Below are 24,759 nucleotides of genomic sequence, written 5' to 3' on the forward strand. Positions count from 1 at the left end.
GTAGATGTCTAGTCGATCGGCAGACGGAATCGAAAGCGCGACAAGTGCGTGGAGCTTCGTTATCCCGAATAGCGGTTCAAAGTAGGTCGGCTCTCCGTCTAGCCCATGAGGGTTTAGCATGCCTGTTGTATGGTAGCTCAGGCGGAAACCCCTGGTTTGCTCTGTCGACAATGTCTTGTTCGAATTGCCCTCTGGCCCCGCGGTCCAGCTCCAGTCGTCTGTTTTGCCTTCCTGTCGAAAAGGAGATAAAGCGATCCGTCGCTGCGTATCGCAACCCGATAGTGTCGCGCGCCATGGAAAACTGCCCCCTCGGCGTCATGAGGAATTGCCCCCTCCTTGGATAGCCGAGGAGAGAGCGAATGAGAGAGGAACGAATCACGGAAGGCTCATCGTGGATTGATCCACGGGGGCAGGTGATGAAGACGCCGGATGACGTGGCGGAGATGTTGCGCCTGAGGGCGTGCGGGTGGGGTCTGAAGCGGATTGCGCGCGAGCTGGGCTGCAGCCATCACACGGTAAAGGACTACGTGGCGGCCGGCGGCGTGAAGCGGTTCAAATCGCCTGAGCGGCCGAAACGGCTTGATGGCCTTGAGGGTTGGCTGCGCGAGAGGCTCATTCGGCATCGCGGCAACGCGGATGTGGTGCGCCAGGAGTTGGCCGAAAGAAGTGTGGCGGTCAGCCGGCGAACGCTGCAACGCGCCGTGCAGCCCTATCGCCAGGCGCTGAAGGCCGAGGCGCTGGCGACGACGCGGTTCGAGACGCCCCCTGGCCGGCAGCTGCAGATCGATTTTGGCGAGCGTCTGGTCGAGATCGGCGGGGTAAAGATCAAAGCGTTCGTGTTCGTGGCGACGCTTGGGCATTCGCGACGGCTGCATGTGCGTGCGTTCCGGGCTGAGAAGCAGGAGCACTGGTTTGCGGGGCTCGAGAGCGCGTTTACGACCTTCGGCGGCGTGCCGGAGGAAGTGCTGATGGACAATCCACGCGCGCTCGTGGTGCGCCACGACGCGGTGAGCCGGTCGGTTCAGTTTAACGACAAGCTGATCGCGTTTGCGAAGCATTGGGGCTTCCGTCCTCGCGCCTGCGCGCCGTATCGGGCGCGCACGAAGGGCAAGACGGAGAATGGTGTCGGCTACGTGAAGAAGAACGCGATCGCGGGGCATTCCTTCGCGAGCTGGGAGGCATTCGAGGCGCACCTCGCCGCGTGGGAGCGTGAGGTGGCGAACGTGCGGATCCACGCCACGACCGGCGAGGCGCCGATGGTTCGCTTTGCGCGTGACGAGGCACACCGGTTGAAGCCGCTCGGCGGGCAGCCGTCGTTCGGATCGTTGCGCGAACTGGCCCGCGTCGTCGGCAACGATTGTGCCGTCGAGATCGACACGAACAGCTACTCGGTGCCGTGGCGGCTGATTGGCGAGCGCGTGGCGGTGACAGTTGCGGCCGGCGAGGTGCGCATCCGCCACGGCATGCGCGAGGTTGCGGTCCACAAGCAATCGCAAGGTCGCCGGCTGCGGATCGTCGATTCCACCCACCTCGACGGTTTTGCCGGTCGCAATGGCGCGGTCTGCCGATCGGAGATTGCGGCAGCAACGGTGCCGGGGTCGTCTCCACCGCCCTCGCTATTGCGTCCTCTTGCCGAATACGAAGCAGCGATCGGAGGGAGCTTCTGATGGCGCGCACAAAGAAGGCTACCGAGGCACCAATCGATCGGCTCGAGGCCATGCTGGCGCGATTGCAGCTCTCCGGCATCCGCGACCAGCTCGACAACCTGCTCGACGAAGCGGCGCGCGCCAACCTGTCGGCGCGTGAGACGCTGATCCTGCTGTGCGAGCGCGAGATCGAGCGCAAGGATCATCGCCGCATCGAGATGGCGCTGAAACTCGCACACTTCCCGGCCGTGAAGGAGCTTGCGGGCTTCGACTTCGAGGCGCAGCCGTCGATCGATCCGAAGCAGATCCGCGACCTGGCCGCGTCACGCTGGATTGCCAACGGCGAGAACGTGCTGCTGCTCGGCCCGCCGGGCGTCGGGAAGACGCACTTGTCGATCGCGCTCGGGCGAGAGGCGATCCTGGCCGGTTACACGGTGCAGTTCATCACGGCGACGACACTGGTCGCCGGCCTCGCCAAGGCGCATGGCGAGCGGCGCCTGGACGAAAAACTGCTCGCGCTGGCGAAGCCAAAGCTGCTGATCGTCGACGAACTCGGCTACCTGCCGCTGGAGCCCGACGCGGCGCATCTGTTCTTCCAGCTGGTCAGCCGCCGCTACGAAACCGGCGCTATATGCTGATCACGTCGAACCGCAGCGTTGCCGAATGGGGCACCGTGTTCGCCGATCCGGTGGTCGCAACCGCGATCCTCGACCGTCTACTGCACCACAGCCACGTGCTGACCATCCGCGGCGACAGCTACCGGCTCCGCGCCAAGCGAAAGAGCGGCCTCATCAAGCCGCCCGCCGCTGACGGCCCTCCGGTCGGCTCCGCCTCCCTCCGTCCCGTCAGCGGCGGAGCCAACCTTCAACCGACATCATGAACCCGAGGGTGGGGGCAGTTCTTCATGACGCAAAGGGGGCAGTTCCGGATGGCGTTTGACACCGATAGGAAATGAAGCGTCGCAGCACTCCATCATGCCGCAGAGCTATTCGGAATTTTGTCTCTGAGAAGGGACGTGAGTACACTGGCATAAAGTTGTCCTAGTCGACCTGAGACCCGCCGTCAGTACGATCCTCCGCTGACAGGATAATGCCTCGGACTTGTCGGCCCCGGAGGCGTCTATCGAGCGGCCCCGCAACCGGTAGCGGCTGGCGGCGCACGCCCGCCGGCTGAGGCGGTGAGGAGTGAGCCCCGCTGGAGCCCAGACTGCGGCCTCTATCGCCTCGTCGCGTTTCGACCGGATGAACCGAGGTCGCAGGGCTTCGGTCCCGCGTTCGCTCAGTCTCGGATTTAGGCTTGGACAACGAGCAGATGGCTTGCCGGCAAATCGAGAGCGGCCATTTTTTGCGTCGCAACTTCGTCAGCTACGTGATGACACGTTGTTAGGACAAATGCTGCTCTGCTGCATCGCCATTCACTACCGAGGGCAGCACTTGAGACTGGCTCGTGAGCCGCCAATCCAAATAGAGCGGCCGCGCCGATCAGCAAATTTACAATAACGAGCTTACGTGCTTTGCGAGTCCACGTTGGGCTGATCATAAAGGTAGTTCCCCTTCTGGGACATCCGCTGGAAGAGAGGAGGCTGTGCCTCCTTTGTTTCAGCCCGACTTCGCGGCGCAGGGAAAATCGTTTCATGGCGATGATCTGGAGGATCGATTCGGAGGCATCTCGGTTAGGCGAGTATGGGCATCCAGGCGATAACGCGGGCGGTATTGGTCGGCCTTCCTGGCCTACTTGTCTCTGCTTGCGTGAGCTCTGATCGGGTCACTTCCGGTTCGACAGTTCGATCAGGGGCACCGTGGGCGCGAGACCTCAATGAACCGCCCCCAAGTCGACAGCCGGTTGATGCAGCAATCTCAGGCATAAAAGCAGACCTGAATGCTGCGCGCGAGAGAGCTTCCCGTTAGACCTATCTTCGGCTCGCACTCACAAGGCCCACCTGCGTGCGTCGAAGGGCTACCGTCGCTTCATCGATAAGCTCGGAGCGGCCGGCAAGCTCAGGTGGCGGGGTCCCCGCGCCTGGAGCGTACGGGTTTCTAACGGGATCCATAGGAAAGTTAGCCGATTATAGTAGAAATTCGCTATAAATGCATAAACTCGCTAGCGGCTAACCTCAGCCGCCTTCTCCAGATCCGCGACAACCACGTGGACCGGCAGAGGAATATTCACCGCGTGCTGCCCGCCTAAAAAGACGGTGCATAACCGGTCATTGAGCTCAATGACATGCGTCACCAATGCGGGGTTAATGTGGAGCGGCCGCCCGTTTTCGCCGCCAAACGCTGCAAATGCCATCATGCGCCCTCCTTGTGGCAAATACGGCTCCGCAACCGCAGGATGAGCGCAAGCGAGACTAGCGGTGGATTGACACCATTCATCCTTTGACCCGCCTCGACTCGGGCGCGCCCTTCCGCAGCGCAATTTCGCGCACGGGCGGTGATGGGTTTGAAAATCTCGATCGGATTTATGATTCGATTGGATTGCAGGGTCTTATTTTGCGACTGTCGTCGCCTCCACCTTGGTTTGGACAGCCTTGAGCCGCTCATAGATATCCCTGACTTCACCGGCGAGTGGACCAGACTGGAGCGCGATTTCGACGTTGTTCACTCGCTGATTGATCTGAGCAAGAAGCTTGTAGGTTCGTTCCCAATCCGCCGCCGCGTCTGCGATCCTTTTACGCTCGATTGCCTGCAGCTCGAGCACAGCCTCCGTGCTCTGATTGCCGAGCTGCCTACGCTGGATCTCCGAGAGACCAATTCCAACCATATTGAATATCAGGAGAGCGATCAGGATCGTCCGGTTCGAAATTGATTTGCTTTCGATATTCGACATGATTTTGCACTCCTCTAGGCTCCAGCCACGGCCTTCTACCTCAGGGCGAGAGTCGGAGTCTTCCCAAAAGGGGGATGGATTTTTAACGCAAATCGGTTCAGCATGTCCGTGGGTGTCGAAACCCGGACCAGTGATAAGCCGCTTCATGCTTGGTCATGCATGTCCACTCGATTGGCGTCGAGCGGTGACGGCTGAATTCGATATCGGTATTCCGATATCGGAACGGACGCACTTGGCGGTGCGGCTCCGACCTGAACCTTATTGCCTATTCGGATTCCGAGGGCAAGTGGCCGGGGGCGGACTGTGCTGTCCAGGGCGAAAGCCTAAAAGCGTCCGACCAGTCTCACTGGCTGGTTTCGACCCCCCGGCTGCCCCGTCCGACACGGGGCGCGGCTGTCGAAAGCCGGAAACCAGTGAGCACCACCATGGAAAACGTCAGAGAACTTAATAGGGACTCCACCCGTGCGATTTTGAGCGGGCTGGCTATCCAACAGCGGGAGCGGCAAACGTCGCTCTAGCGCTTCGCCAGACTCAGGAAAGAGGCATCGGCCGAAATCGAGCGGCTTATCGCCTTCCTGGACGCGTCCGACCCCTAGGTGATGACCGAACTTGAGGATGCGTGCGAGGACGAAGGCGCCCAGTGCGAGGGCGGCGGCGGCGAGGAAGACTGCGAGGACGAGGGAGCGGATACCAGCGATTATGAGCCGTCGCTTGGTAGCGTCGAGCGGCACCCTAGCTGCTATGGCGTAGATGGCCGCAATTGGTCGGGCGACCAATCCAATTGGGCCGCCGGCAGCGCGCGAGACCTTGAAAATGATCCCGCCGAATCAGGCATCGGCGACATGGAGGGGCTGCTTGAGCAGGTGAGATCGCAGAGCTGGCAACTCGATGGGTACGCCTGATCTGGCGAGTGCCGGTGGAATCGCGGTCTAACGCGCTGATCTGACTCTTTTTTAGTCCAAAATCACGGCGAACGAATCACGACTCGGATCCTCGCCCACCGGGTTCGCTCTGGCGGGCCTCTCCGCGCTCGCTCATGCACACCTGCGGTTAACGAATGGGCCGGGCCTCGGCCTCGATTTTCTTTGGAAGTCTCTCGAGATATTCACTTATCGTACGTCTCAACTCGGCATTTGAATCTGCCTGTTCCTGCCGCATCTTCCTGGCTATCGAAATCATGAGGTCGGAAATCTGAGTATCAAAGCGGCGCGGATCCAGATCGTCTCGTTTCTTGAGATCGACGAGGAAGCCTCCGACTATAACCAGCGTAGCTGCGTTCATCCCGAATGATGGGATCATCAGAAGGACAGTGAGTCGAAACCAGTGCTTTTCAATCAAGGTCTTGACCTCCCCACCCCGCTAAGGTGCTTGAGTCTTCAAGCAACCGCAAGGCGAGCGCAATAGGAACCGGGACAGATCGGCAAGACGCCAGCTTGGTGTTGCGCTTCGGCCTCGATTTACAGAACTCCCGGCCTATGTGCCTTCACCGTCTCGGCAGTGCCGCCCCCGAGAATGGTGACACTCTGGTGGGCTTGGCTTTTATACCGTCCCGCTATCGTCGCGCTGACGGCGTTTTCTTTCGGAGTTGAGAAGCCTCGGCAAAGGCGGCATCTGCTGGTGTGGAGGATTGATCCGTTCGTCGGGAGAGGGATCAACTTCCTCTATCTTCCTTCCGTTGACGAGGACGCCAATGCAGCCGATCGCTACTAGGAGGGCCCCTGCGATCATCAGCCAGTGCGGCAACTTCAAGCTGGCGAAAAGGGATAGCCACACAGTCTCTACTCCCTTGGCCCACCTGTTGAAGGTGGCCGTTTTCGGCTTCCTTGAGCCTCGATCAACTCAGCGTTCCGCTGTTATCATTGTGAATTGCCTCCCTGATGCCGTAAGAATACTGATCAGGTATGCGCGGGGTTATTGATTACGGGCTGTATCTGCGTCTTGGCGGTGTGCGCCACGTTCGCGGTGATAAAATATCTCGACCTACGGTCTGAGCGTAGGCGCTACTAGCCCGTATAGCTTCCTACGCGGTGCTTGTCTTAAACCACTTCATGGGGAGGCCGAGCCGCCTTCGAAGCTCGTCTTCGGTCCTCTGGAGCTTTTCGCAGATGATGGCGACGGGGGCGCGGATAGCTGACGGGGATGCCGGTCGAACGAGCACAAAGAGCTTTTCTGTCGAGAGACAAGGGCAGGCTGCCCATCCCGCATGAGAGCTTGTTGCTGCGGATTAGACGCCTTGAACGAAACAGTCTCGCCGGCTGTCATGCAGCCAGCCACCGTGGCGCAGGCCGCCACAATCACCAAAACGCGCATGTTGAAATGCCCCCGTCGAAAGGGGCTATGCAAGCGCAACCCACGCGCGAGGACAAGCGCCGTTTCCGCGCGGGAGATCCGCGGTCCTCAGTCAAAAGGTCTAAGTCGGCCGCTGGGTACCGCTAGGCACCTACGTGTCCAGCGCGGCGCAGGCTTTCGGTGCGCCGCAGCAAGGCGGAGGCCGGAGGGGCGGTCGGCACGGGGCTTGGCGGTAGGCTCGAACTCAAGGACGGGCTTCGACGACCGCTCGTCGATCGCCCAGTCGACCAGGACATCGCAGCCATCGAGGCGGGTTTGGAGACGCTTTCGGGGCCCGTTGGCGAGCAGGGGCGGCCGCGCTCGGATTCCAAGCTCCACAGAGACGCCGTGCTGCACGGCTTCCGGTCGACCTTCAAGGACTGGTCCACCGAGCAGACCGGCTGCCCGAACGAGATGTCCGAAATGGCCCTGGCGCACACGGTGTCCGACAAGGTTGAGGCAGCCTATCGCCGCGGCGACATGCGGAAGAAGCGCCGGCGCATGATGGACGAATGGGCGAGCTATTGCGCAGGCGGCGGTCGTCGACAACATGCACATCTTCGCCGGTGTCAACGCGGACTCCATTGGAGCGACCGGCCGGCTGGTGGAAAACACGCATTTCAGCGACACGGGACAGGCGACGTTGGCGACGCTCGTCTACAACGCCATGCACGCGAGCGGATCGCCGTTCTAGCGATTCGGGAGTGCCTCGGCAGTGTGCTGCGACGTTGCAGACCAGCGCCTGATACTAGCGTCCGCAAGCCATGACCGCTGCTGGCCGGGACATGCAGCGTTCATACATGTACCCGCCCCCGTAAGAACGGGCACATTCGTGCTGCCACATCTCGCAACTGTCGCCGCCGTATCGGTTATAGGAGCCGTAATAGCGGTCGCGGTCGTAGTAGTAGCCCCGATGCCGGTGTGGTCCGACGTAAACGCCGCCTGGACCGATATCAAAGTCGAGGGCGTTCGCAGTGGTTATCTCGCCCGCGCTCAGGGCCACCACAGCGGCGAACACCAAGAAACATCGCTTCACGGCCGTTCCTCCTGCAGCAATCACGCTAGAAAACGATCGTAGCGGTGAACTGGTTCCACACGTCATGCCGCAACACGGGTCAAGCAGGCTCGCACGGCCGATCTATGCGGGCCGTTCTAGCGATTCGGCGGTAGTGCCACGGCCTCGGTTCTATTTGCAAGTTTGCTGAGATACTCGCTTATTTTCTGTCTTATCTCGGCGTTTGCATCTGCCTGCTCCTGCCGCATTGCTCGTGCGGTAGAGGTCATGAGCGCAGTCTGTTCCTGCCGCATCGCTTCTGCCGCAGACATCGTGAATGCAGTTGCCCCACTAAGAAATTCGCTCTGCTGCTCGGTTTGTTTTTGAGCCTCAATGAGAGAGCCGCCGACCAAAACGACAGTCGCGATGTTCAGAGCGAAGGACGGCAAGATCAGAAAAGCTGCTACGCGGAACCTTTTTGCGTTCCCCAGTTTGAGCTTTTATTACGCAACCGGAGGGCGCGCAAGGGAAAGCGCTGCAACAAGCGGTGGATTGCCACCCTAGGGTCTTTGACCCGCCGCGACTCAGGCGCACCCTTCGGTTGCGCAATTCTGCGCTTCGAGGAGGGTGCAATGGGCGTTGCTTGGAAAGGCCGCAAGGCGACAGAGCGGCGAGGTCTTGAGAAACCCAATCTTGTCATGAGGCATCTGCGCAGGGGCTTGCCGCTGAAGGATGCGCTGATGCCAGGCGCCTCTTACGAAGGATGCGTTCCATGCGGCCCGAATAATTAACCGGCTAGTGGTGCGTCGCTCGGGTGCTCGTCATCTTCCTGCACGGCCCCAAACCGATTTCGGGACATTCCGCGACCCGAGGGGGACGCAAGGAAGCAGCTGCAAACTCAGGCCTCGCGTTCAAGTCACTTCTTCTCTGGAAATTCGCGTGTGAAGGTCGCTGAGCCGAGATTCGAATTGGCGGCGCCAAATGCCGTGGCAGTAATTTGATAAGAATGGCTGCCGCTCGGCGGGCTTGGGGGCGAATAATTGTTCAATGCGCCACAAGCTATCGTAGACTGCCCTTTGTAAGGTACCGTTCCCCCACCGTGATTGTAGCTGGGGACCTGAAGATCAATCATGTGAAATTGCAGGGTTGTCGTCCCCTTTGGCACGCCGCTCAATGCAAACACTGGAGAACTGAGGCCGCACTGCTTAAGATCAAGATGGCGGTCGCATAAACACTCAGCCGAACACGCATCATGCCTCCTCCAGAGTTCGCGTTCATCAAAGTAGATTCGGTTCGACGCTGCAACTGAGCTAAGCGGAGGGCGAGCACAAAGTAGGCCCTCTGGTAAACCGTTTCGGTTAATGCAGCACTCTGGCGGCCTCGGCGAGCCGGACCTTCTCTCGCAGATCCTCGAGCTCTTGAATCATTTTCACGAGATCGTGCAGGGCGTATGCCCGCTTCAAAATTCGGGTCGTTTGTCCCATCACGTTCTGATCCCGCTTCACGAAGGCCGGCGATGATTTGAGACGAGCGCCCTGCTCGGCAGCAATTAGGCCGAATCGCGCGAGAGCAATCCGGACGTCGGCATCGCAGATGCCTGAAGCGCCGATCCGCCCTCGCCTGGGACCGCGAGAGCCTCTGCGTTTTCGCGGATGTCTTGGGCCAAAGCTTGTGGAGAGCCTGTCGCAGTTGACTGAAACCTCGCCGCGGCTCGGTCTACGTCGGCGTTGCTGTATGGTGCCTTAGTGGTCGGATTGAGCGGGATCGGCGCCGGCGCAGATGCAAATGTCTTGGATGCGAGGTTACGGATCATGCCAGCGAGGCCTTCGACGCCGGCCTGCAATGTGTTGGCGCCGGAAGCACCGACCAGTGGAGCGATTAGATTCGCGGCGTCCTTTAGGCCATGTCCGACGTACCGGCCGAAGACGCTTGCGTCGTCAGGAACGTAGTTGTCCGACGCATTGACTGCGACGCCGGCGCCCGCTCCACCGATCGTATCGCCAACGAGAGTACGGGCGGGGGCTTCGGTGTATGGCCGCGCCATGTGGTCCAAGACTCGCTCTGGGACCGTCTCAGACCGGCTTGCCGCGGCTGCGACGCTTGGCGCGCGCTGCGCCAGCATGGCGCCGGTGCCGATGGCGTGCGTGCCGAACCGGTTGACGTCGTAGGCGAGCTTCTCGCTGCGCGACATCGTGGCGGGGTCGATGACCGGGATGCCCGTGGCGTCGACCGCCTTCTCAACCAGCTTGGACGCCGGCGTGGCCATCGGGATGTTCGTGCCGAGCAGCTTGTTGATGCCGCCGACGGCGGCGTTCTGGGCGCCGGCCACAAGGTCGAACGGGCCGGTGACGATGTCAGTGAGCCCCTTGCCGACGCCTTGGGCACCGACCTGGAAGTCGCGCACCGCGCCGCCGACGCTGCTCGGCAGGACCTAAACAGGGCGCTCGATCGGTTTCGGCGCTTCAGGGGTGACGTAAAGACGCCCTTCCCGTGCGGCGTTCTGCGCGCCCAAGCTGGGGATGGCCGGCGCGACGGGCGGTGCAAACGGGTCGTGATCCACCGGCACGAGCTTCGGCTGCGCCGGCGCGGCGGCTGCCTGCGGCAATTCTGGCGCGGCCACCGGACGTCCAACTTGAAGGCCGTCGGTAGTCGCGGGACCGCAGCGGGCGGATCCAGTTTGTAGCCGGGCGGAAGCGGCGGCAATGGTGATTGCGCAGGCACTCCGTAATGCTTTCGAAGCGCCGTTGTCATCTCCTCGTGCGAGGTGCCGGCCGGAAATTCGACGATCGCGCCATCGGGCCCTTGCACTTGAATTGGTCCGTCCACGCCTGATACGCGAGGCATTGACCTCAACGCGCGCTGGATTTCCGCGCGTGAAATCGTCCGGAAACTCATGGCGCTTCCCTCCGAACTCGGACGAATCCTACCCCGCATTGGCCTTTAATCCCGCAGCCTGGATGCCCCCGACCGCGCAGGCCTCGTCATTGTCGGAGGTGTCACCGGAGACGCCGACGGCGCCGAGCAGCGTCGTGCCATCCATGATCAGCACGCCGCCGGGGACCGGCACCAGCGCGCCCTTGGCGATGGTGTTCACGGCGTCGATGAAAAAGGCCTGCTCCTGCGCGCGCTGGAATAGAGCGCGCGAGCCCATGCCCATCGCAAGTGCGCCATAGGCCTTGCCGTGCGCGATCTCGGCGCGCATCAGGCTGGTGCCGTCCTGCGCGGCTGCGAGCTTGAGCACGCCGCGCGTGTCCAGGATGGTGACGACCAGCGGCTTCAGCTTGAGCTCGCCGGCCTTCGCGAAGGCGGCGTCGAGGATCTTGCGAGCGGTATCGAGCGTGAGGTCAGCCATGGCTGGTTTCCTTTGCAGCTGGAGAAGCGGAATTGGTTTCGGCGCGATCGAGACTCATCGCCAGCACGCGCGCGACGTGAAGGGCCTCGCGTTCGGTGCCGTCGTGGATCTGGTGCCGGCAGGAGGTGCCATCGGCAACGACCAGTGTCGTCTGGTCCGCGCGCCGCACGGCGGGCAGCAGCGACAGCTCGGCCATCTCGATTGAGGCATCGTAGGTGTCGGCGCCATAGCCGAAGGCGCCGGCCATGCCGCAGCAGCTCGACTCGATGGTCTCGACCTCAAGGCCAGGGACGAGGCGCAGCACCTGCTCGACCGGCTTGAACGCGCCGAAGGATTTTTGATGGCAATGGCCGTGCACAATGGCTTTGCCGGCGACGGTAGCGAGCGACAATTGCAGCCGGCCGGCCTCGGCCTCGCGCACCAGGAATTCCTCGAACGTCAGCGCGTGGGCACCGACCGCCTTGGCATCGTTGTCCTTGCGCAGCGAGGCGAGCTCGTCGCGCAGCGTCAAGAGGCAGCTCGGCTCGAGACCTATGATCGGCACGCCGCGCGCGGCGAAGGGTGCGAAGGTGGCCACGAGACGATCGAGCTCGGCCCTGGCCTCGTCGACGAGGCCGGCCGAGAGAAAGGTGCGGCCGCAGCAGGGCGGGCGGCTGCCGCTCGACGGCTTCGGCAGATGGACGCGATAGCCGCCGGCCGCGAGCACGCGCAGCGCGGCGTCGAGATTTTCGCGCTCATAGATGCGGTTGAAAGTGTCAGCGAAGAGAACGACCTCGCGGCCACTCTCCGGTCCCACGCTTGCGGCCGGCGGCACGAAGACATCGTTGCGGAACGCGGGCAGGGCACGGCGCGCGCTGATGCCGGCAATGCGCTCGAACAGCTTTCGCAACAGCGGGCTGCGGTTGCGCAAATTCGCCAGCGGCGCGAAGCGCGAGGCAAGGCCGGCGTAGCGCGGGAGATAGCCGACCAGGCGGTCGCACAAGGTGAGGCCATGGGACTCTGCGCGCGCGGCCAGCACTTCGATCTTCATCTTGGCCATGTCGACGCCGGTCGGGCACTCGTGGCGGCATGCCTTGCAGGAGACGCAGAGTTTCAGCGTCTCCATCATCTCGTCGGAGGAGAGCGCGTCAGGACCGAGCTGGCCGGAGATCGCGAGCCGCAGCGTGTTGGCACGGCCGCGCGTGACATCCTTCTCGTTGCGCGTCGCGCGGTAGGACGGGCACATCACGCCGCCCTCGAGCTTGCGGCAAGCGCCGTTGTTGTTGCACATCTCGACTGCGCCCTGGAAGCCGCCGCCGGCGCCGGGATAAGCGGACCAGTCGAGCCTGGTCTTCAGCTCGGTGACGCGATAGCCGGGCCGGTAACGGAACAGCGAACGGTCGTCCATCCTGGGCGGATCGACGATCTTGCCGGGATTGAGAACGCCGTCGGGATCGAAGCGCTGCTTCACTTCCTTGAAGTCGGCGACGAGGCGTTCACCGAACATGGTTTCGTGGAATTCGGAGCGCACCAGGCCGTCGCCATGCTCGCCGGAGTGCGAGCCCTTGTACTCGCGCACCAGCGCAAACGCCTCTTCGGCGATGGCGCGCATCGCCTTCACGTCCTTCTCCAGCTTGAGGTTCAACACCGGCCGCACGTGCAGGCAGCCTTCGGATGCATGCGCATACATGGTGCCGCTGGTGCCGTGCTTGGCAAACACCTCATTTAGCCGCGCGGTGTAGTTGGCGAGGTGCGGCAGCGGCACGGCGCAGTCCTCGACGAAGGAGACGGGCTTGCCCTCCTGCTTCATCGACATCATGACGTTGAGGCCGGCGGCGCGGAAATCGGCGATGCCGCTCTGAAGCGCCGGCTCAGTGATCTCGACCACGCCGCCCCATTTGCGCTTGTCGTTGGTCCAGCCGAAGCCGAGATCGCCCATGAGCTGGCTGAGCTGCTTCAGACGCGCCAGATTGTCGGTCTGGTCTTCTTCGGCGAACTCGACCACCAGCACGGCGTCTGGATCGCCCTTGATCGCGGCGGAGATGATCGGGCGAAACATCGCGATGTCGCGGCCGAGCGCGATCATGGTGCGGTCGACCAGCTCGACGGCAATCGGCTTGAGCTTGACCAGATGCTGCGCCGCGTCCATCGCCTCATAGAAGCTGCCGAAATGGCAGACGCCGAGCGCCTTGTTGCGGATCACTGGCCACAGCTTCAGCTCGACCTTGGTGGTGAAGGCGAGCGTGCCTTCCGAGCCGACCAGGAGATGCGCCATGTTGTTGGGCGCATTGCGCGGCACCAGCGCATCGAGATTGTAGCCGCCGACGCGGCGCTGCACTTTTGGAAAGCGCGCGGCGATCTCGTCGGCCTCGCGCGTGCCGAGATCGAGCATGTCGCGGAAGAGGGCGCGGGTGCTGTCGCCGGCCTCAACATCGGAGAGATCGCGGGAGACCTCGCCGAAGCGGCTCAGCGTGCCGTCGGCGAGCGATGCCTCCATCGACAGCGTGTTGTCGCGCATGGTGCCGTAGCGCAAGCTACGGCCGCCGCAGGAATTGTTGCCGGCCATGCCGCCGATGGTGGCGCGCGAGGCCGTGGAGACGTCGACCGGAAACCACAGGCCGTGCTTCCTGAGCTGGCGGTTGAGGTCGTCCAGCACGATGCCGGGCTCGACCACGCACGTCCGGCCATAGACGTCGAGCGACAGGATCCGGTTCAGGTGTTTTGAGAGATCGACCACGAGCCCGTCATTGACGGTCTGGCCGCATTGCGAGGTGCCGCCGCCGCGCGGGGTGACCTTCAGCCCCTCGTCGCGGGCGATGGCGAGCGACAGCAAGGCCTCGTTCATGCTCTTGGGCACGACCACGCCGGCCGGCACGATCTGATAGAACGAGGCGTCGGTGGCGTAGCGACCGCGGCTAAAACCGTCGAACAGGACGTCCCCGGTCATTTCCGCGCGCAACCGCCGTTCGAGCGAAGAGGCGTTTGTCATCCCTGATCCCGGACCGATCCAGCGAGGTGGTCCAGCCTTACTGAGTTATTCACTATGTTTCGCGTTCGATTATATTGTGAATTCAAAATGAGCAAGCCTTCCGCCCTCAGGACGAGACCGGCGCGTCCTCTTGGGGCTCGGTCAGGTGCTCAATCGCAGCCGCCCGCTTGTTGCGCAGGTGCTGGAACAAGATGTCGCTGAGTTCGCTCGCGGCCCGGCGGCGCAGCGCATCGAGAATGGCCTCGTGCTCGCGCATGGCCTCCGCCCAGCGCTGCCGCTTGCGGGCGAAATTGGCGGAGTAGCGGACGCGGCGGATCCGGCCGGCGAAGTTGGCGTAAGCCGTCTTCAGCGTCTCGTTGCGCGCGGCCGCGACGATGCTTTCATGGATGCGCTGGTTGGCCTGGAAATAACCATGCATGTCGCGATGCAGGTAGTGGCCGTACATCTCGTAATGCAGCTGCTCGATCGCGGTGATTTCCGCGTCGGTAATGGCTTCGCAGGCGAGGCGCCCGGCCAAACTCTCCAGTCCCGCCATCACGTCGAACAGCTCCTCGAGGTCGCGCTGGCTGAGCTGGCGCACCCGCGCGCCGCGGTTGGGCAGAAGTTCGATCAGCCCCTCGGCGGCGAGCACCTTCAAGGCTTCGCGCAGGGGCGTTCGCGAAATGCCGAGCATTTCGCAGAGCTGCCGTTCGGGAACGCGCCCACCTTCCGGAATGTTACCTTCGACCACGTAGTCGCGCAGCCGCAGCAGGATCTCGCCATGAAGCGAGACCTCCTGCCGGTCGCCGCCATTTGTGGCGGGCGGGGCAATCGGAACCCCGGTGGCGGGAATCGTGGATTTCATTTGCAGCACAGTAATTTGCTCATTCGATCGCGTCGACGGCCGCAATCGAATACCAAATTTCGATTGAAAGGACAAAAAATGAATGCAAAATAGCCGAAAGAGCCGGCCAGAATCCCACCGAGAGGGAGGTTTTTATGCATCAGGGACGCCATTTCCTCCAGATTCCGGGCCCGAGCCCGGTCCCCGAGCGCGTTCTGCGCGCCATGGACATGCCGGTCATCGACCACCGCAGCGCGGAATTCGCCGATCTCGGCCGGACCGTGCTGGAAGGCAGCCAGAAGATTTTCCAGACCAAAGCTCCCGTCGCGATCTTCCCCTCGTCGGGGACCGGCGCCTGGGAGGCCGCGATCGTCAACACGCTGTCGCCGGGCGACAAGGTGCTGATGGTCGAGACCGGCCATTTCGCCACGCTGTGGCGGCAGATGGCCGGGCGCTTCGGCATCGAGGTCGATTTCGTTCCGGGCGACTGGCGCCGCGGCGCCGATCCGGCCGTGATCGGGGCCGGGCTCACTGATGACACCGCGCACGCGATCAAGGCCGTCATGGTCGTGCACAACGAGACCTCGACCGGTGCGACCAGCCGCATCGCCGAGATCCGCGCCGCGATCGATCGCGCCTCGCATCCGGCGCTCTTGATGGTCGATACCATCTCCTCGCTCGGCTCGGTCGATTACCGCCACGACGAATGGAAGGTCGACGTCAGCGTCAGCTGCTCGCAGAAGGGGTTCATGCTGCCGCCCGGACTCGGCTTCAACGCAATCTCGGACAAGGCCCGCGCCGCATCGAAGACCAACCGGATGCCGCGCTCCTATTTCGACTGGGAGGAGATGCTCAAGCCCAACGCAAAAGGCTTCTTCCCCTATACGCCGGCGACCAATCTGCTCTACGGCCTGCGCGAGGCGATCGCGATGCTGCTGGAAGAGGGCCTCGACAACGTCTTTGCAAGGCATCAGCGGCTCGCTGCCGCGACGCGCGCTGCGGTCAACCATTGGGGCCTCGAGATTCTCTGCCAGGAGCCGGCCGAGTTCTCGCCGGTGCTCACGGCGGTGCTGATGCCGCCGGGGCATGACGCCGACCAGTTCCGGAAAGTGGTGCTCGACAATTACAACATGTCGCTCGGCTCGGGCCTGTCGAAGGTCGCCGGAAAGGTCTTCCGCATCGGCCATCTCGGCGAATGCAACGCGCTGACGCTGCTCGGCGCGCTCACCGGCGTCGAGATGGGCCTGTCGGTCGCGGGCGTACCGCATCGCGCCGGCGGCGTCGATGTCGCGATGAAGCTGTTGGAGCAGCGCCTGCCGGGCAATGCATCGCCGCATCTGAAGGTCGTCGGCACGTAAGGTTGGGCGCGATGGAAGGGGACGGCAGCCGAGGGCAGGCCGGCCCGTTATGCACGGACGGGCCCTCTTGGAGGAGGGGACAAGGCGGTCAAATGGTGCTATTCGGCGCCCACCAAACCAAGGCTAGACCGGGAAGGACGCCGATGACCGTGCATACTGGAAGGCATTTCTTACAGATTCCAGGACCGACCAATGTGCCCGACCGGGTGCTGCGGGCGATGGACATGCCGACGCTGGACCATCGCGGTCCGGAGTTCGCCGAGCTCGGTTTTGCCGTCCTCGCCTCGATGCAGCGGGTGTTCCGCACCAAGCAGCCCGTGATCATCTTCCCCTCGTCCGGCACCGGCGCCTGGGAAGCGGCGATGGTCAACGTGTTCGCACCCGGCGACAAGGTTTTGATGTGCGAGACCGGCCAGTTCGCCGTGCTCTGGCGCGGCATCGCCGACAAGTTCAAGCTCGACGTCGACTTCATCCCGAGCGACTGGCGCCATGGCGCCGACCTCGCCAAGATCGAGAAGCGCCTTGCCGCCGACAAGCAGCACGCGATCAAGGCGGTCTGCGTCGTCCACAACGAGACCTCGACCGGCTGCGTGACGCCGCCGCTCGACGTGCGCAAGCTGCTCGACCGCGTCAAGCATCCGGCGCTGCTGATGGTCGACACCATCTCCGGCCTCGGCTCGATGGAATACGAGCACGATGCCTGGGGCATCGACGTCTCGGTCGCCGGCTCGCAGAAGGGCTTGATGCTGCCGCCGGGTCTCGGCTTCAACGCCGTCTCGGAGAAGGCGCTCAGCGTTGCCAAGGCCAATGCCGGCATGCGCTCCTACTGGGACTGGCAGGAAGTCATCAGCTTCAACAAGCTCGGCACCTTCCCTTATACGCCCGCGACCAACCTGCTCTACGGCCTGCGCGAAGCGGTCAAGATGCTGGAAGAGGAGGGGCTGGAGAACGTCTGGTCCCGACACAAGCGCCACAGCGCGGCGACACGTGCCGCGGTCAAGGTCTGGGGCCTGGAGACGCAGTGCACCGATCCGGCCGCGCATTCGCCGGCGCTGACCGGCGTGCGCGTGCCTGATGGACACGACGCCGACGCCTTCCGCAAGGTGGTGCTGGACAACTTCGACATGTCGCTCGGCACCGGCCTGAACAAGGTCAAGGGCAAGGTGTTCCGCATCGGCCATATCGGCCATTTCAACGATCTGATGCTGATGGGCACGCTCGCCGGCGTCGAGATGGGCCTCGATCTTGCAAAGATCCCGCACCGGAGTGGCGGCGTGTTGGCGGCCATGGACGTCCTGAAGGGACGCGATGTGATGCCGATGGCGAAGGCCCAGGTGGCTTGAACTAACTCTAAGAAGAAGTGAGCGCGCGATGAACGCACCGACTGCCAACGAAGACCTGCTGTACTCCGTCCAGGACGGCATCGCGCGGATCACCTTCAATCGCCCGCAAGCGCGCAACGCAATGACCTTCGCCATGTATGACCGCATGGCGGAGATCTGCCAGGAGATCAACGCCGATCGCTCGATCAAGGCGCTGATCCTGACCGGCGCCGGCGACAAGGCGTTCGCCTCCGGCACCGACATCTCGCAGTTCCGCGCCTTCAAGTCCGCGCAGGACGCGCTCGACTACGAAGCCCGCATCGACCGCGTGCTCGGCACGCTCGAGCAGTGCCGCGTGCCGGTGATCGCGGCCATCGCCGGCGCCTGCACCGGCGGGGGCGCCGGCATCGCGGCTTGCTGCGACCTCCGCATCGGCACCGAGACGACGCGGATGGGCTTTCCGATCGCGCGCACGCTCGGCAACTGCCTGTCGATGTCGAATATCAGCCGGGTCGTCGCGCTGGTTGGTCCCGCCCGCACCAAGGATCTGATCTTCAGGGCGCGCCTGGTCGAGGCGCCGGAAGCGCTCGCGCTCGGCCTGCTCAACGAGGTCGTACCCGACGTCGAGACGTTGCAGCGCCGCGCCGACGAGACCGCAAAGCTCGTCGCCAGCCACGCGCCGCTGACGCTGGAGGCGACCAAGGAAGCGGTGCGCCGTATCCGCCGCACGCTGTCGCGCGAAGAGGGCGAGGACCTGATCCTGAAGGCCTATATGAGCGAGGATTTCCGCGAGGGCATGGACGCCTTCCTCAACAAGCGCACGCCGAACTGGAAGGGCAGGTAAAGTCTCATGAGCTCTCGGCTTCGTCAGTCGAAAGTCATATGCGCTGAATTGCCCGTCTGCTTGAACTCGTCAGTATTAGTCCGCACAATGCGCGGATAGAATTTTCCGCACTACAACTCAAAAAAACATCAGGGGATGAAACTCGTGCGAATTCCAGTAAAAGCCGTCGGCGCTGCGACGGCGCTGTTGTTGAGCACGCCGGCCTTCGCCGGCTGGGAACCGGCAAAGCCCGTCGAGATCGTGGTGGCGGCGGGCGCAGGTGGCGCCTCCGACCAGATGGCGCGGATGATGCAGGCCGCGATCCAGAAGAACAATCTGATGAAGCAGCCGATGGTCGTCTCGCTCAAGGGCGGCGCATCGGGTGCGGAAGCGCTGATGTACATGAAGTCCAGCGAGGGCGATCCGAACAAGGTGCTGATCGCCTATTCGCTGATCTACATGCTGCCGCTGTCGGCGAAGATCCCGTTCAACTGGCGCGAGCTGACCCCGGTCTCGGTGATCGCGCTCGACCAGTTCGTGCTGTGGGACAACAGCGCAGGGCCCAAGACGGTGAAGGAGTTCGTCGCGGCGGCGAAGGCGGCGAGCTCGCCGTTCAAGATGGGTGGCACCGGCTCCAAACGAGAGGATCACGTGCTGACCGTTTTCCTGGAGCAGAAGACCGGCGCGAAATTCTCCTATCTGCCGTACAAGTCCGGCGGCGAGGCCGCGACCCAGCTGGTCGGCAACCACACCGAAGCCAACGTCAACAACCCATCCGAAAATCTCGAAGTCTGGCGCGCGGGCCAGGTCCGTCCGCTCTGCGTGTTCGACAAGGAACGCATCGCCTACACCAGCAAGGTGACGGAGACGCAGTCCTGGGCCGACATCCCGACCTGCAAGGAGGAGGGCGTCGACGTCCAGTACCTGATGCTGCGCGCGATGTTCCTGCCCGGCAAAGTCACGCCGGAGCAGCAGGCGTTCTACGTCGATCTCTTCCAGAAGGTGACACAGACCGCCGAGTACAAGGACTACATGGAGAAGCAGGCGTTGAAGCCGATCTTCCTCACCGGCAAGGACATGGTGCAATTCCTCGAGGAGGACGACGCCATCAACAAGTCGCTGATGACGGAAGCCGGATTCGTCGCGAAGTAGCTGCTCGTCACCTCGTCCCGCTTGCGGAGAGAGGTCGGATTGCATCGAAGATGCGATCCGGGTGAGAGGGACTCTCCGGGAGTCCAACTCTCACCGGCCTCGCGGAGACTCCCCTCACCCCGACCCTCTCCCCGCAAGCGGGGAGAGGGGGAATTGAACGCACTCCGTCCCTGACAGGTAATGTCCCAAACCGATCTTGAAATCGTCGTCGACGATCCGACCGCGCCCGAGGACGACTCTCCCTCCGTCGTGTCTTCCGGCATGATCGAGATCGTCGTCTGCCTCCTGCTGCTGGCCCTTGCCGTCACGTTCGGCTACGACAATTGGCGCACCGGTGCGTCCTGGGATGCGACGGGGCCAGAGCCCGGCTATTTCCCGTTCTATCTCTGCGTCATTCTCGGCGGCGGCAGCCTCTACGGCCTGATCGTGGCGCTCCTCGCGCACCGCGCGGCGCGCGAGACCTTCGTCACGCGGGCGCAAGCGCGCCGCGTGATGGCGGTGTTCGTGCCGACGCTGCTGTTCTGCCTGGTGACCCAGTTCCTCGGCCTCTATGTCGCAAGCTTCCTCCTGATCTCGGGCTTCATGCGCCTCGTCGGCAAGATCGCGCTGTGGAGGTCGCTGCTCACCGCTTTCGTGTTCACGGCGATCATGTTCGTCACCTTCGACATCGCCTTTGACGTCATCATGCCGAAAGGGCCGCTCGAAGCGGCCCTCGGGCGCTAGGACGGATCGCGATGGAAGCGTTTGGTCTCCTGCTTCACGGCTTCGCGGTCCTGCTGACGTGGAAGACGCTCGTGCTGATGATGGTCGGGCTGGTGCTCGGCATCTTCGTCGGCGTGCTGCCGGGGCTCGGCGGCCCCAACGGCGTTGCGATCCTGTTGCCGCTCACCTTCACGATGGACCCGACCTCGGCGATCGTGATGCTGTCCTGCATCTATTGGGGCGCGCTGTTCGGCGGTGCGATCACCTCGATCCTGTTCAACATACCCGGCGAGGCCTGGTCGGTCGCGACCACGTTCGACGGCTATCCGATGGCGCAGCAAGGCAAGGCGGCGGAGGCGCTGACCGCGGCGTTCACGTCCTCCTTCATCGGCTCGCTGGTCGCGGTGATGCTGATCACCTTCCTCGCGCCGATGATCTCGTCCTTTGCCCTGAAATTCGGCCCGCCCGAGTTCTTCGCGGTGTATCTATTGACCTTCTGCTCCTTTGTCGGCCTCGGCCGCGAGGCCAAGCACAAGACCGTCATCTCGATGTCGCTGGGGCTCCTGCTCGCCGGCATCGGCATGGACACGGTGTCAGGCCAGTTGCGCATGACCTTCGGCTCGGCCGAGCTTTTGCGCGGTATCAACTTCCTGGTCGCGGTGATCGGCCTGTTCGGCATCAGCGAGATATTGCTGACGATGGAGGAGCGCCTGGCGCTGCGCGGACATGCGGCGAGCATCTCGCTGCGCGTCGTGCTCAGCGTCTGGAAGGACCTGCCGAAATATTGGGTGACGCTGCTACGCTCGTCCTTCATCGGCTGCTGGCTCGGCATCACCCCGGGCGGCGCGATCGCGGCATCCTTCATGGGCTACAATCTGGCCAAGCGCTTTGCCAAGGAGCCCGAGAGCTTCGGCAAGGGCCGCATCGAGGGCGTGTTCGCGCCCGAGACGGCGGCGCATGCGTCCGGCACCTCGGCGCTGCTGCCGATGCTGGCGCTCGGCATTCCCGGCTCCGGCACCGCGGCGATCCTTCTCGGCGGCCTGATGGTATGGGGGCTCAATCCGGGGCCGCTGCTGTTCGTCGAGCACAAGGATTTCGTCTGGGGCCTGATCGCCTCGATGTATCTCGGCAACGTCGTCGGTCTCGCGCTGGTGCTGACGACGGTGCCGATCTTCGCCTCGATCCTGCGCGTGCCGTTTGCGGCGGTGGCGCCGATGATCGTGGTGTCCTGCGCGATCGGTGCCTATGCGATCCAGAACGCGATGTTCGACATCTGGCTGATGCTCGGCTTCGGAATCGTCGGCTACGTCTTCAAGAAGATCGGCATTCCCCTGGCGCCGTTCACGCTGGCGCTCGTGCTCGGCAACCGCGCCGAGGATGCCTTCCGCCTGTCCATGATCGGCTCCGCTGGCGACCTCAAGGTGTTCTGGTCGAACGGCCTGGTCGGCTCGATCACGACGCTGGCGATCGTGCTGCTGTTTTGGCCCTTGATCGATGGTTTGCTGGGCCGTGTCGGTTGGAGGCAGCGGGGCAGAACGGCGACACCATGAGAAATGAATTAGATCAGTGCCTTATTATGTCGCGATAGTCCTATCCGGGCGCCTAGTCATTGTTTCCAAATGTTGCCATTGCGCGACAGTCTAGGCCGGGCCTTGGCGCGTATGTTCCTCGTGGAACTTTTTATTTTTCACGAGGGAATTGCAATGAAGCGGGTTGTGATGGGAATTGTGGCAGCGTCGCTGGTCGCGAACAGCGCACTGGCCGCTGATCTGGCGTCCAAGCCCTACGTGAAGGCGCTCGTCGTCGATCCGGTCTGGAGTTGGACAGGCTTTTATGCCGGATTGAACGCTGGGTACAGCTGGGGCCGAGCGAACACGACCGTGGCGCCGATCGCGCTGCCATTCCCGGCCGTACAATTCGGCTCGTTTGGTCAGAATGTCGATGGTTGGCTGGCCGGCGGTCAGCTGGGCTACAACTGGCAGGTCGATCCCAAATGGGTCGTTGGCCTCGAGGGTGACATTCAGGCGACCGGCGAGCGGTCGTCGCGGACGGTGACCACGACGAGCGCGCGTTACGGTTCGAATATCATCGGCCTCCCAATCGGCAATGACTTCAACTCCATTGCGACGCTCACTGCAAATCTGTCCTACGACCTGCAGTGGTTCGCGACGTTCCGCGGACGAGTCGGCGTCCTGTCGGATCCGCAGACTCTCTGGTATGCGACCGGCGGTCTCGCTGTTGGCGAGTTCAAGTATTCGTCCGCGACCGCTCTCGGAATTCAAGTCTTCGGGCCGGGTCTCGGCGGCACGACTCCGCTCGGCGCATTCAACTTTCCGATCGGTGCGGGGGTGAGCAGCACCGATACCCGAGTCGGCTGGACGGTGGGCGCGGGCGTGGAACGCAAGTTCACCCGGAATTGGTCGGCGAAGCTCGAATACCTTTACATGGATTTCGGCAGTAAGACTTACTTCGTCGGAACCGCTAACCAGGCGGACGTCAGCTTCCACGATCATATTCTGCGTGCCGGCTTCAACTATGCGTTCACGCCAACGCCGGTCGTTGCAAAATACTGAGCTGCGCAGCGCGAACTCGCCTCGATGCCCGGCAATCTTGCCGGACATGGTCGTTTCTGATCTGGCTCACACCACTTTGGCGTCCCTGAGCTTGGCAATCTCGGCGGCGCCGAAGCCAAACTCCTTCAGAACCTCGTCGGTCTGCTCCCCGAATTCCGGCGGCCGCGCCACCATCTTGCTCGGCGTGCGCGACAGCGTCACGGGCTGGCCGACCAGGCGGATGTGACGGTCCTGGTCGTTCGGCACGTCCTGCGCGATGCCGAGATGCTTGACCTGCGCGTCCTCGAACATCTGGTCGATGGCATAGATCGGCCCGCAGGGCACGCCGGCCTCGTTGAGCTCACGGACCCAGGTCTCGGTCGACTTCGTCACGGTGCGCTTCTCGATCTCGGCGTTGAGCGCGTCGCGGTTCTTGGAGCGGGCAGGGGCCGTCGCGTAGTCGGGATGGCCAAAGAGCTCCGGCGCGCCGATCGCCTGGGCGCAGCGCTCCCAGATCCGTCCGCCCGTGGTGGCGATGTTGATATAGCCGTCCGAGGTCTTGAACACGCCGGTCGGGATGCTGGTCGGGTGGTTGTTGCCGGCCTGCTTGGCCACCTCCTTCTCCATCAGCCAGCGCGCGGCTTGGAAATCGAGCATGAAGATCTGGGCCTGGAGCAGCGAGGTCTGCACCCACTGGCCCTTGCCGGAGACCTCGCGCTCGAGCAGCGCGGTGAGAATGCCCATGGCGCAGAACAGGCCCGCCGTGAGGTCGGCGACGGGAATGCCGACCCGCATCGGTCCTTCGCCCGGCGCGCCGGTGATCGACATCAGCCCGCCCATGCCCTGCGCGATCTGATCGAAGCCCGGGCGCTTGTGATAGGGGCCGTCCTGGCCGAAGCCGGAGATGCTGCCATAGACGATGCGCGGGTTGATCGCGGCGAGGCTCTCATAGTCGATGCCGAGCTTCTTCTTCACGTCGGGGCGGAAATTCTCGACCACGACGTCGGCCCTGGCGGCAAGGCGCTTGAACACGGCGAGCCCGCGCTCGTCTTTCAAGTTGAGCGTTATGGCCCGCTTGTTGCGGTGCAAATTCTGGAAGTCGGAACCCCGCCTGGGTCCGCCCGGCTGCTCGCCCCCAGCGTCCTCGGTCAGCGCATCGATCTTGATGACATTGGCGCCCCAATCCGCGAGCTGCCGCACGCAGGTCGGCCCGGAGCGGACCCGGGTCAGATCGAGCACGGTGAAGCGCGACAGGGCTTCCGAGGCATGCGGAAAGGGCATCGTGAAAGGCTCCGGGACAGATTGCGCGGGCCCACCATAGTGCCGAAAGGCCCTGCGACAAGTCTGGGCCGGCGCGGATGCCACCTGTCGAAATGCAATGGCTGGCGCGGTTTGCCGCGCTCCGTGAAGGAATCAGCGCGACAGGCGCTTCAGTTCCGCGCGCGCCTTCTCAGCCAGCGGGTCATCGCCGTGGCGGGCAATGAAGAGCTCAAAGGCCTCCCGCGTTCCCTTCCGGCGGGCCGCTTCGTATTCCTCGGCCACCGCAACGGCAGGATCCCGGGCCATTGGCATGGTGGGCGAGCGTCCCGCCTTGCCGCTGTCATCCGCATTGGCCTTCTCCACCATGACGGGCAGTCCTTCGAAGGGCGTGTGATCGAATCCGGCGAGCGCCGCGAGGGCGCCAAACAGGCCGGCCGCGAGTGAACGTCGTTTCATGAAACCCTGCAAATTACGTGAGGGCGGGAACCGAGAGCTCTTGCCTTTGTTTCCCGTATCACTACGGGATTTCATAGCTAACACCGCATTATGGCAGAGGTCCGGGCACTCTCGCCCCATTTAAACCAAACGCTTAACTCTCTAGCTAGACTAATCTGTTAACGCCTCGAATTGGATGGGGCCTCCTGCTTCGG

At 63.1% G+C, this 24,759-nt stretch carries 21 protein-coding genes and 1 pseudogene; 11 read left to right on the top strand and 11 right to left on the bottom strand.

Features of this window, described 5'->3' with window-relative positions:
* Positions 1-359 precede the first annotated feature (359 nt).
* Together istA and istB are read left to right on the top strand one after the other, a co-directional pair.
* Complete coding sequence (gene istA / locus ACNJX8_RS14240; protein ID WP_439361138.1) at positions 360-1,667, top strand: IS21 family transposase; 1,308 nt, start codon at positions 360-362, stop codon at positions 1,665-1,667.
* Positions 1,667-2,526: pseudogene (gene istB / locus ACNJX8_RS14245) on the top strand (IS21-like element helper ATPase IstB). The gene istA and the pseudogene istB overlap by 1 nt, the downstream one beginning before the upstream one ends.
* A gap of 1,220 nt (positions 2,527-3,746) precedes the next feature.
* On the opposite strand, the gene ACNJX8_RS14250 reads toward istB, so the two are convergent.
* Both ACNJX8_RS14250 and ACNJX8_RS14255 read right to left on the bottom strand, forming a co-directional pair.
* Entirely contained in the window at positions 3,747-3,941 is a 195-nt protein-coding gene (locus ACNJX8_RS14250; RefSeq protein WP_439361139.1) for a hypothetical protein, read from the bottom strand.
* A 192-nt stretch (positions 3,942-4,133) separates the two neighbouring features.
* On the bottom strand, positions 4,134-4,475 hold the full coding sequence (locus tag ACNJX8_RS14255) for a hypothetical protein (protein ID WP_439361140.1): 342 nt from the start codon (positions 4,473-4,475) through the stop codon (positions 4,134-4,136).
* Positions 4,476-5,074: 599 nt separating this feature from the next.
* On the opposite strand from ACNJX8_RS14255, the gene ACNJX8_RS14260 reads away from it, so the two are divergent.
* Positions 5,075-5,377: a hypothetical protein gene (locus ACNJX8_RS14260; RefSeq protein WP_439361141.1), complete on the top strand. Its 303-nt coding sequence runs from the start codon at positions 5,075-5,077 to the stop codon at positions 5,375-5,377.
* Between the two features lie 148 nt (positions 5,378-5,525).
* Here the strand turns inward: ACNJX8_RS14260 and ACNJX8_RS14265 are convergent, their stop codons facing one another.
* Positions 5,526-5,813, bottom strand: coding sequence for a hypothetical protein (locus tag ACNJX8_RS14265; RefSeq protein ID WP_439361142.1), 288 nt, complete (start codon positions 5,811-5,813; stop codon positions 5,526-5,528).
* A 1,540-nt stretch (positions 5,814-7,353) separates the two neighbouring features.
* Here ACNJX8_RS14265 and ACNJX8_RS14270 point away from each other — a divergent pair.
* Positions 7,354-7,497 (top strand): hypothetical protein, encoded by a 144-nt coding sequence (locus tag ACNJX8_RS14270; RefSeq protein ID WP_176946188.1) that lies wholly within the window; start codon positions 7,354-7,356, stop codon positions 7,495-7,497.
* Between the two features lie 458 nt (positions 7,498-7,955).
* Here ACNJX8_RS14270 and ACNJX8_RS14275 read toward each other — a convergent pair whose 3' ends face one another.
* The 6 genes from ACNJX8_RS14275 to ACNJX8_RS14300 form a co-directional block, all read right to left on the bottom strand.
* Positions 7,956-8,246 carry a hypothetical protein gene (locus tag ACNJX8_RS14275; RefSeq protein ID WP_439361143.1) on the bottom strand — a complete coding sequence of 97 codons (291 nt, stop codon included), beginning with the start codon at positions 8,244-8,246 and terminating at the stop codon, positions 7,956-7,958.
* A gap of 467 nt (positions 8,247-8,713) precedes the next feature.
* Entirely contained in the window at positions 8,714-8,980 is a 267-nt protein-coding gene (locus ACNJX8_RS14280) for a hypothetical protein (protein ID WP_439361144.1), read from the bottom strand.
* Between the two features lie 366 nt (positions 8,981-9,346).
* Positions 9,347-10,201, bottom strand: a complete 855-nt coding sequence (locus tag ACNJX8_RS14285) for a hypothetical protein (RefSeq protein ID WP_439361145.1) — start codon at positions 10,199-10,201, stop codon at positions 9,347-9,349.
* Positions 10,202-10,720: 519 nt separating this feature from the next.
* Complete coding sequence (locus tag ACNJX8_RS14290; RefSeq protein ID WP_439361146.1) at positions 10,721-11,149, bottom strand: GlcG/HbpS family heme-binding protein; 429 nt, start codon at positions 11,147-11,149, stop codon at positions 10,721-10,723.
* Positions 11,142-14,117 carry an FAD-binding and (Fe-S)-binding domain-containing protein gene (locus ACNJX8_RS14295; protein ID WP_439361147.1) on the bottom strand — a complete coding sequence of 992 codons (2,976 nt, stop codon included), beginning with the start codon at positions 14,115-14,117 and terminating at the stop codon, positions 11,142-11,144. The genes ACNJX8_RS14290 and ACNJX8_RS14295 overlap by 8 nt, the downstream gene beginning before the upstream one ends.
* 106 nt (positions 14,118-14,223) lie before the next feature.
* Positions 14,224-14,961 (bottom strand): GntR family transcriptional regulator, encoded by a 738-nt coding sequence (locus tag ACNJX8_RS14300; protein ID WP_439361148.1) that lies wholly within the window; start codon positions 14,959-14,961, stop codon positions 14,224-14,226.
* A gap of 134 nt (positions 14,962-15,095) precedes the next feature.
* Here ACNJX8_RS14300 and ACNJX8_RS14305 point away from each other — a divergent pair, with 134 nt between their 5' ends.
* The 7 genes from ACNJX8_RS14305 (at position 15,096) to ACNJX8_RS14335 (ending at position 22,870) form a co-directional block, all read left to right on the top strand.
* Entirely contained in the window at positions 15,096-16,298 is a 1,203-nt protein-coding gene (locus tag ACNJX8_RS14305) for a pyridoxal-phosphate-dependent aminotransferase family protein (RefSeq protein ID WP_439361149.1), read from the top strand.
* A gap of 143 nt (positions 16,299-16,441) precedes the next feature.
* Positions 16,442-17,641: a pyridoxal-phosphate-dependent aminotransferase family protein gene (locus ACNJX8_RS14310; RefSeq protein ID WP_439361150.1), complete on the top strand. Its 1,200-nt coding sequence runs from the start codon at positions 16,442-16,444 to the stop codon at positions 17,639-17,641.
* Positions 17,642-17,669: 28 nt separating this feature from the next.
* The gene (locus ACNJX8_RS14315; protein WP_128945008.1) at positions 17,670-18,464 is read left to right on the top strand and encodes an enoyl-CoA hydratase/isomerase family protein; all 795 of its coding nucleotides are present in this window, start codon (positions 17,670-17,672) and stop codon (positions 18,462-18,464) included.
* Positions 18,465-18,599: 135 nt separating this feature from the next.
* The gene (locus ACNJX8_RS14320) at positions 18,600-19,595 is read left to right on the top strand and encodes a Bug family tripartite tricarboxylate transporter substrate binding protein (RefSeq protein WP_128938881.1); all 996 of its coding nucleotides are present in this window, start codon (positions 18,600-18,602) and stop codon (positions 19,593-19,595) included.
* Positions 19,596-19,775: 180 nt separating this feature from the next.
* Positions 19,776-20,318: a tripartite tricarboxylate transporter TctB family protein gene (locus tag ACNJX8_RS14325; protein ID WP_439361151.1), complete on the top strand. Its 543-nt coding sequence runs from the start codon at positions 19,776-19,778 to the stop codon at positions 20,316-20,318.
* Between the two features lie 11 nt (positions 20,319-20,329).
* Complete coding sequence (locus ACNJX8_RS14330; protein ID WP_439361152.1) at positions 20,330-21,847, top strand: tripartite tricarboxylate transporter permease; 1,518 nt, start codon at positions 20,330-20,332, stop codon at positions 21,845-21,847.
* A 153-nt stretch (positions 21,848-22,000) separates the two neighbouring features.
* The gene (locus tag ACNJX8_RS14335; RefSeq protein ID WP_439361153.1) at positions 22,001-22,870 is read left to right on the top strand and encodes an outer membrane protein; all 870 of its coding nucleotides are present in this window, start codon (positions 22,001-22,003) and stop codon (positions 22,868-22,870) included.
* A 66-nt stretch (positions 22,871-22,936) separates the two neighbouring features.
* On the opposite strand, the gene ACNJX8_RS14340 is transcribed toward ACNJX8_RS14335, so the two are convergent.
* Together ACNJX8_RS14340 and ACNJX8_RS14345 are read right to left on the bottom strand one after the other, a co-directional pair.
* On the bottom strand, positions 22,937-24,130 hold the full coding sequence (locus ACNJX8_RS14340) for a CaiB/BaiF CoA transferase family protein (RefSeq protein ID WP_439361154.1): 1,194 nt from the start codon (positions 24,128-24,130) through the stop codon (positions 22,937-22,939).
* Between the two features lie 132 nt (positions 24,131-24,262).
* Positions 24,263-24,565, bottom strand: coding sequence for a hypothetical protein (locus ACNJX8_RS14345; RefSeq protein ID WP_128932680.1), 303 nt, complete (start codon positions 24,563-24,565; stop codon positions 24,263-24,265).
* Between the last annotated feature and the right edge of the window lie 194 nt (positions 24,566-24,759).

This window comes from Bradyrhizobium sp. SPXBL-04, assembly GCF_051853035.1.
Lineage (GTDB): Bacteria > Pseudomonadota > Alphaproteobacteria > Rhizobiales > Xanthobacteraceae > Bradyrhizobium > Bradyrhizobium zhanjiangense.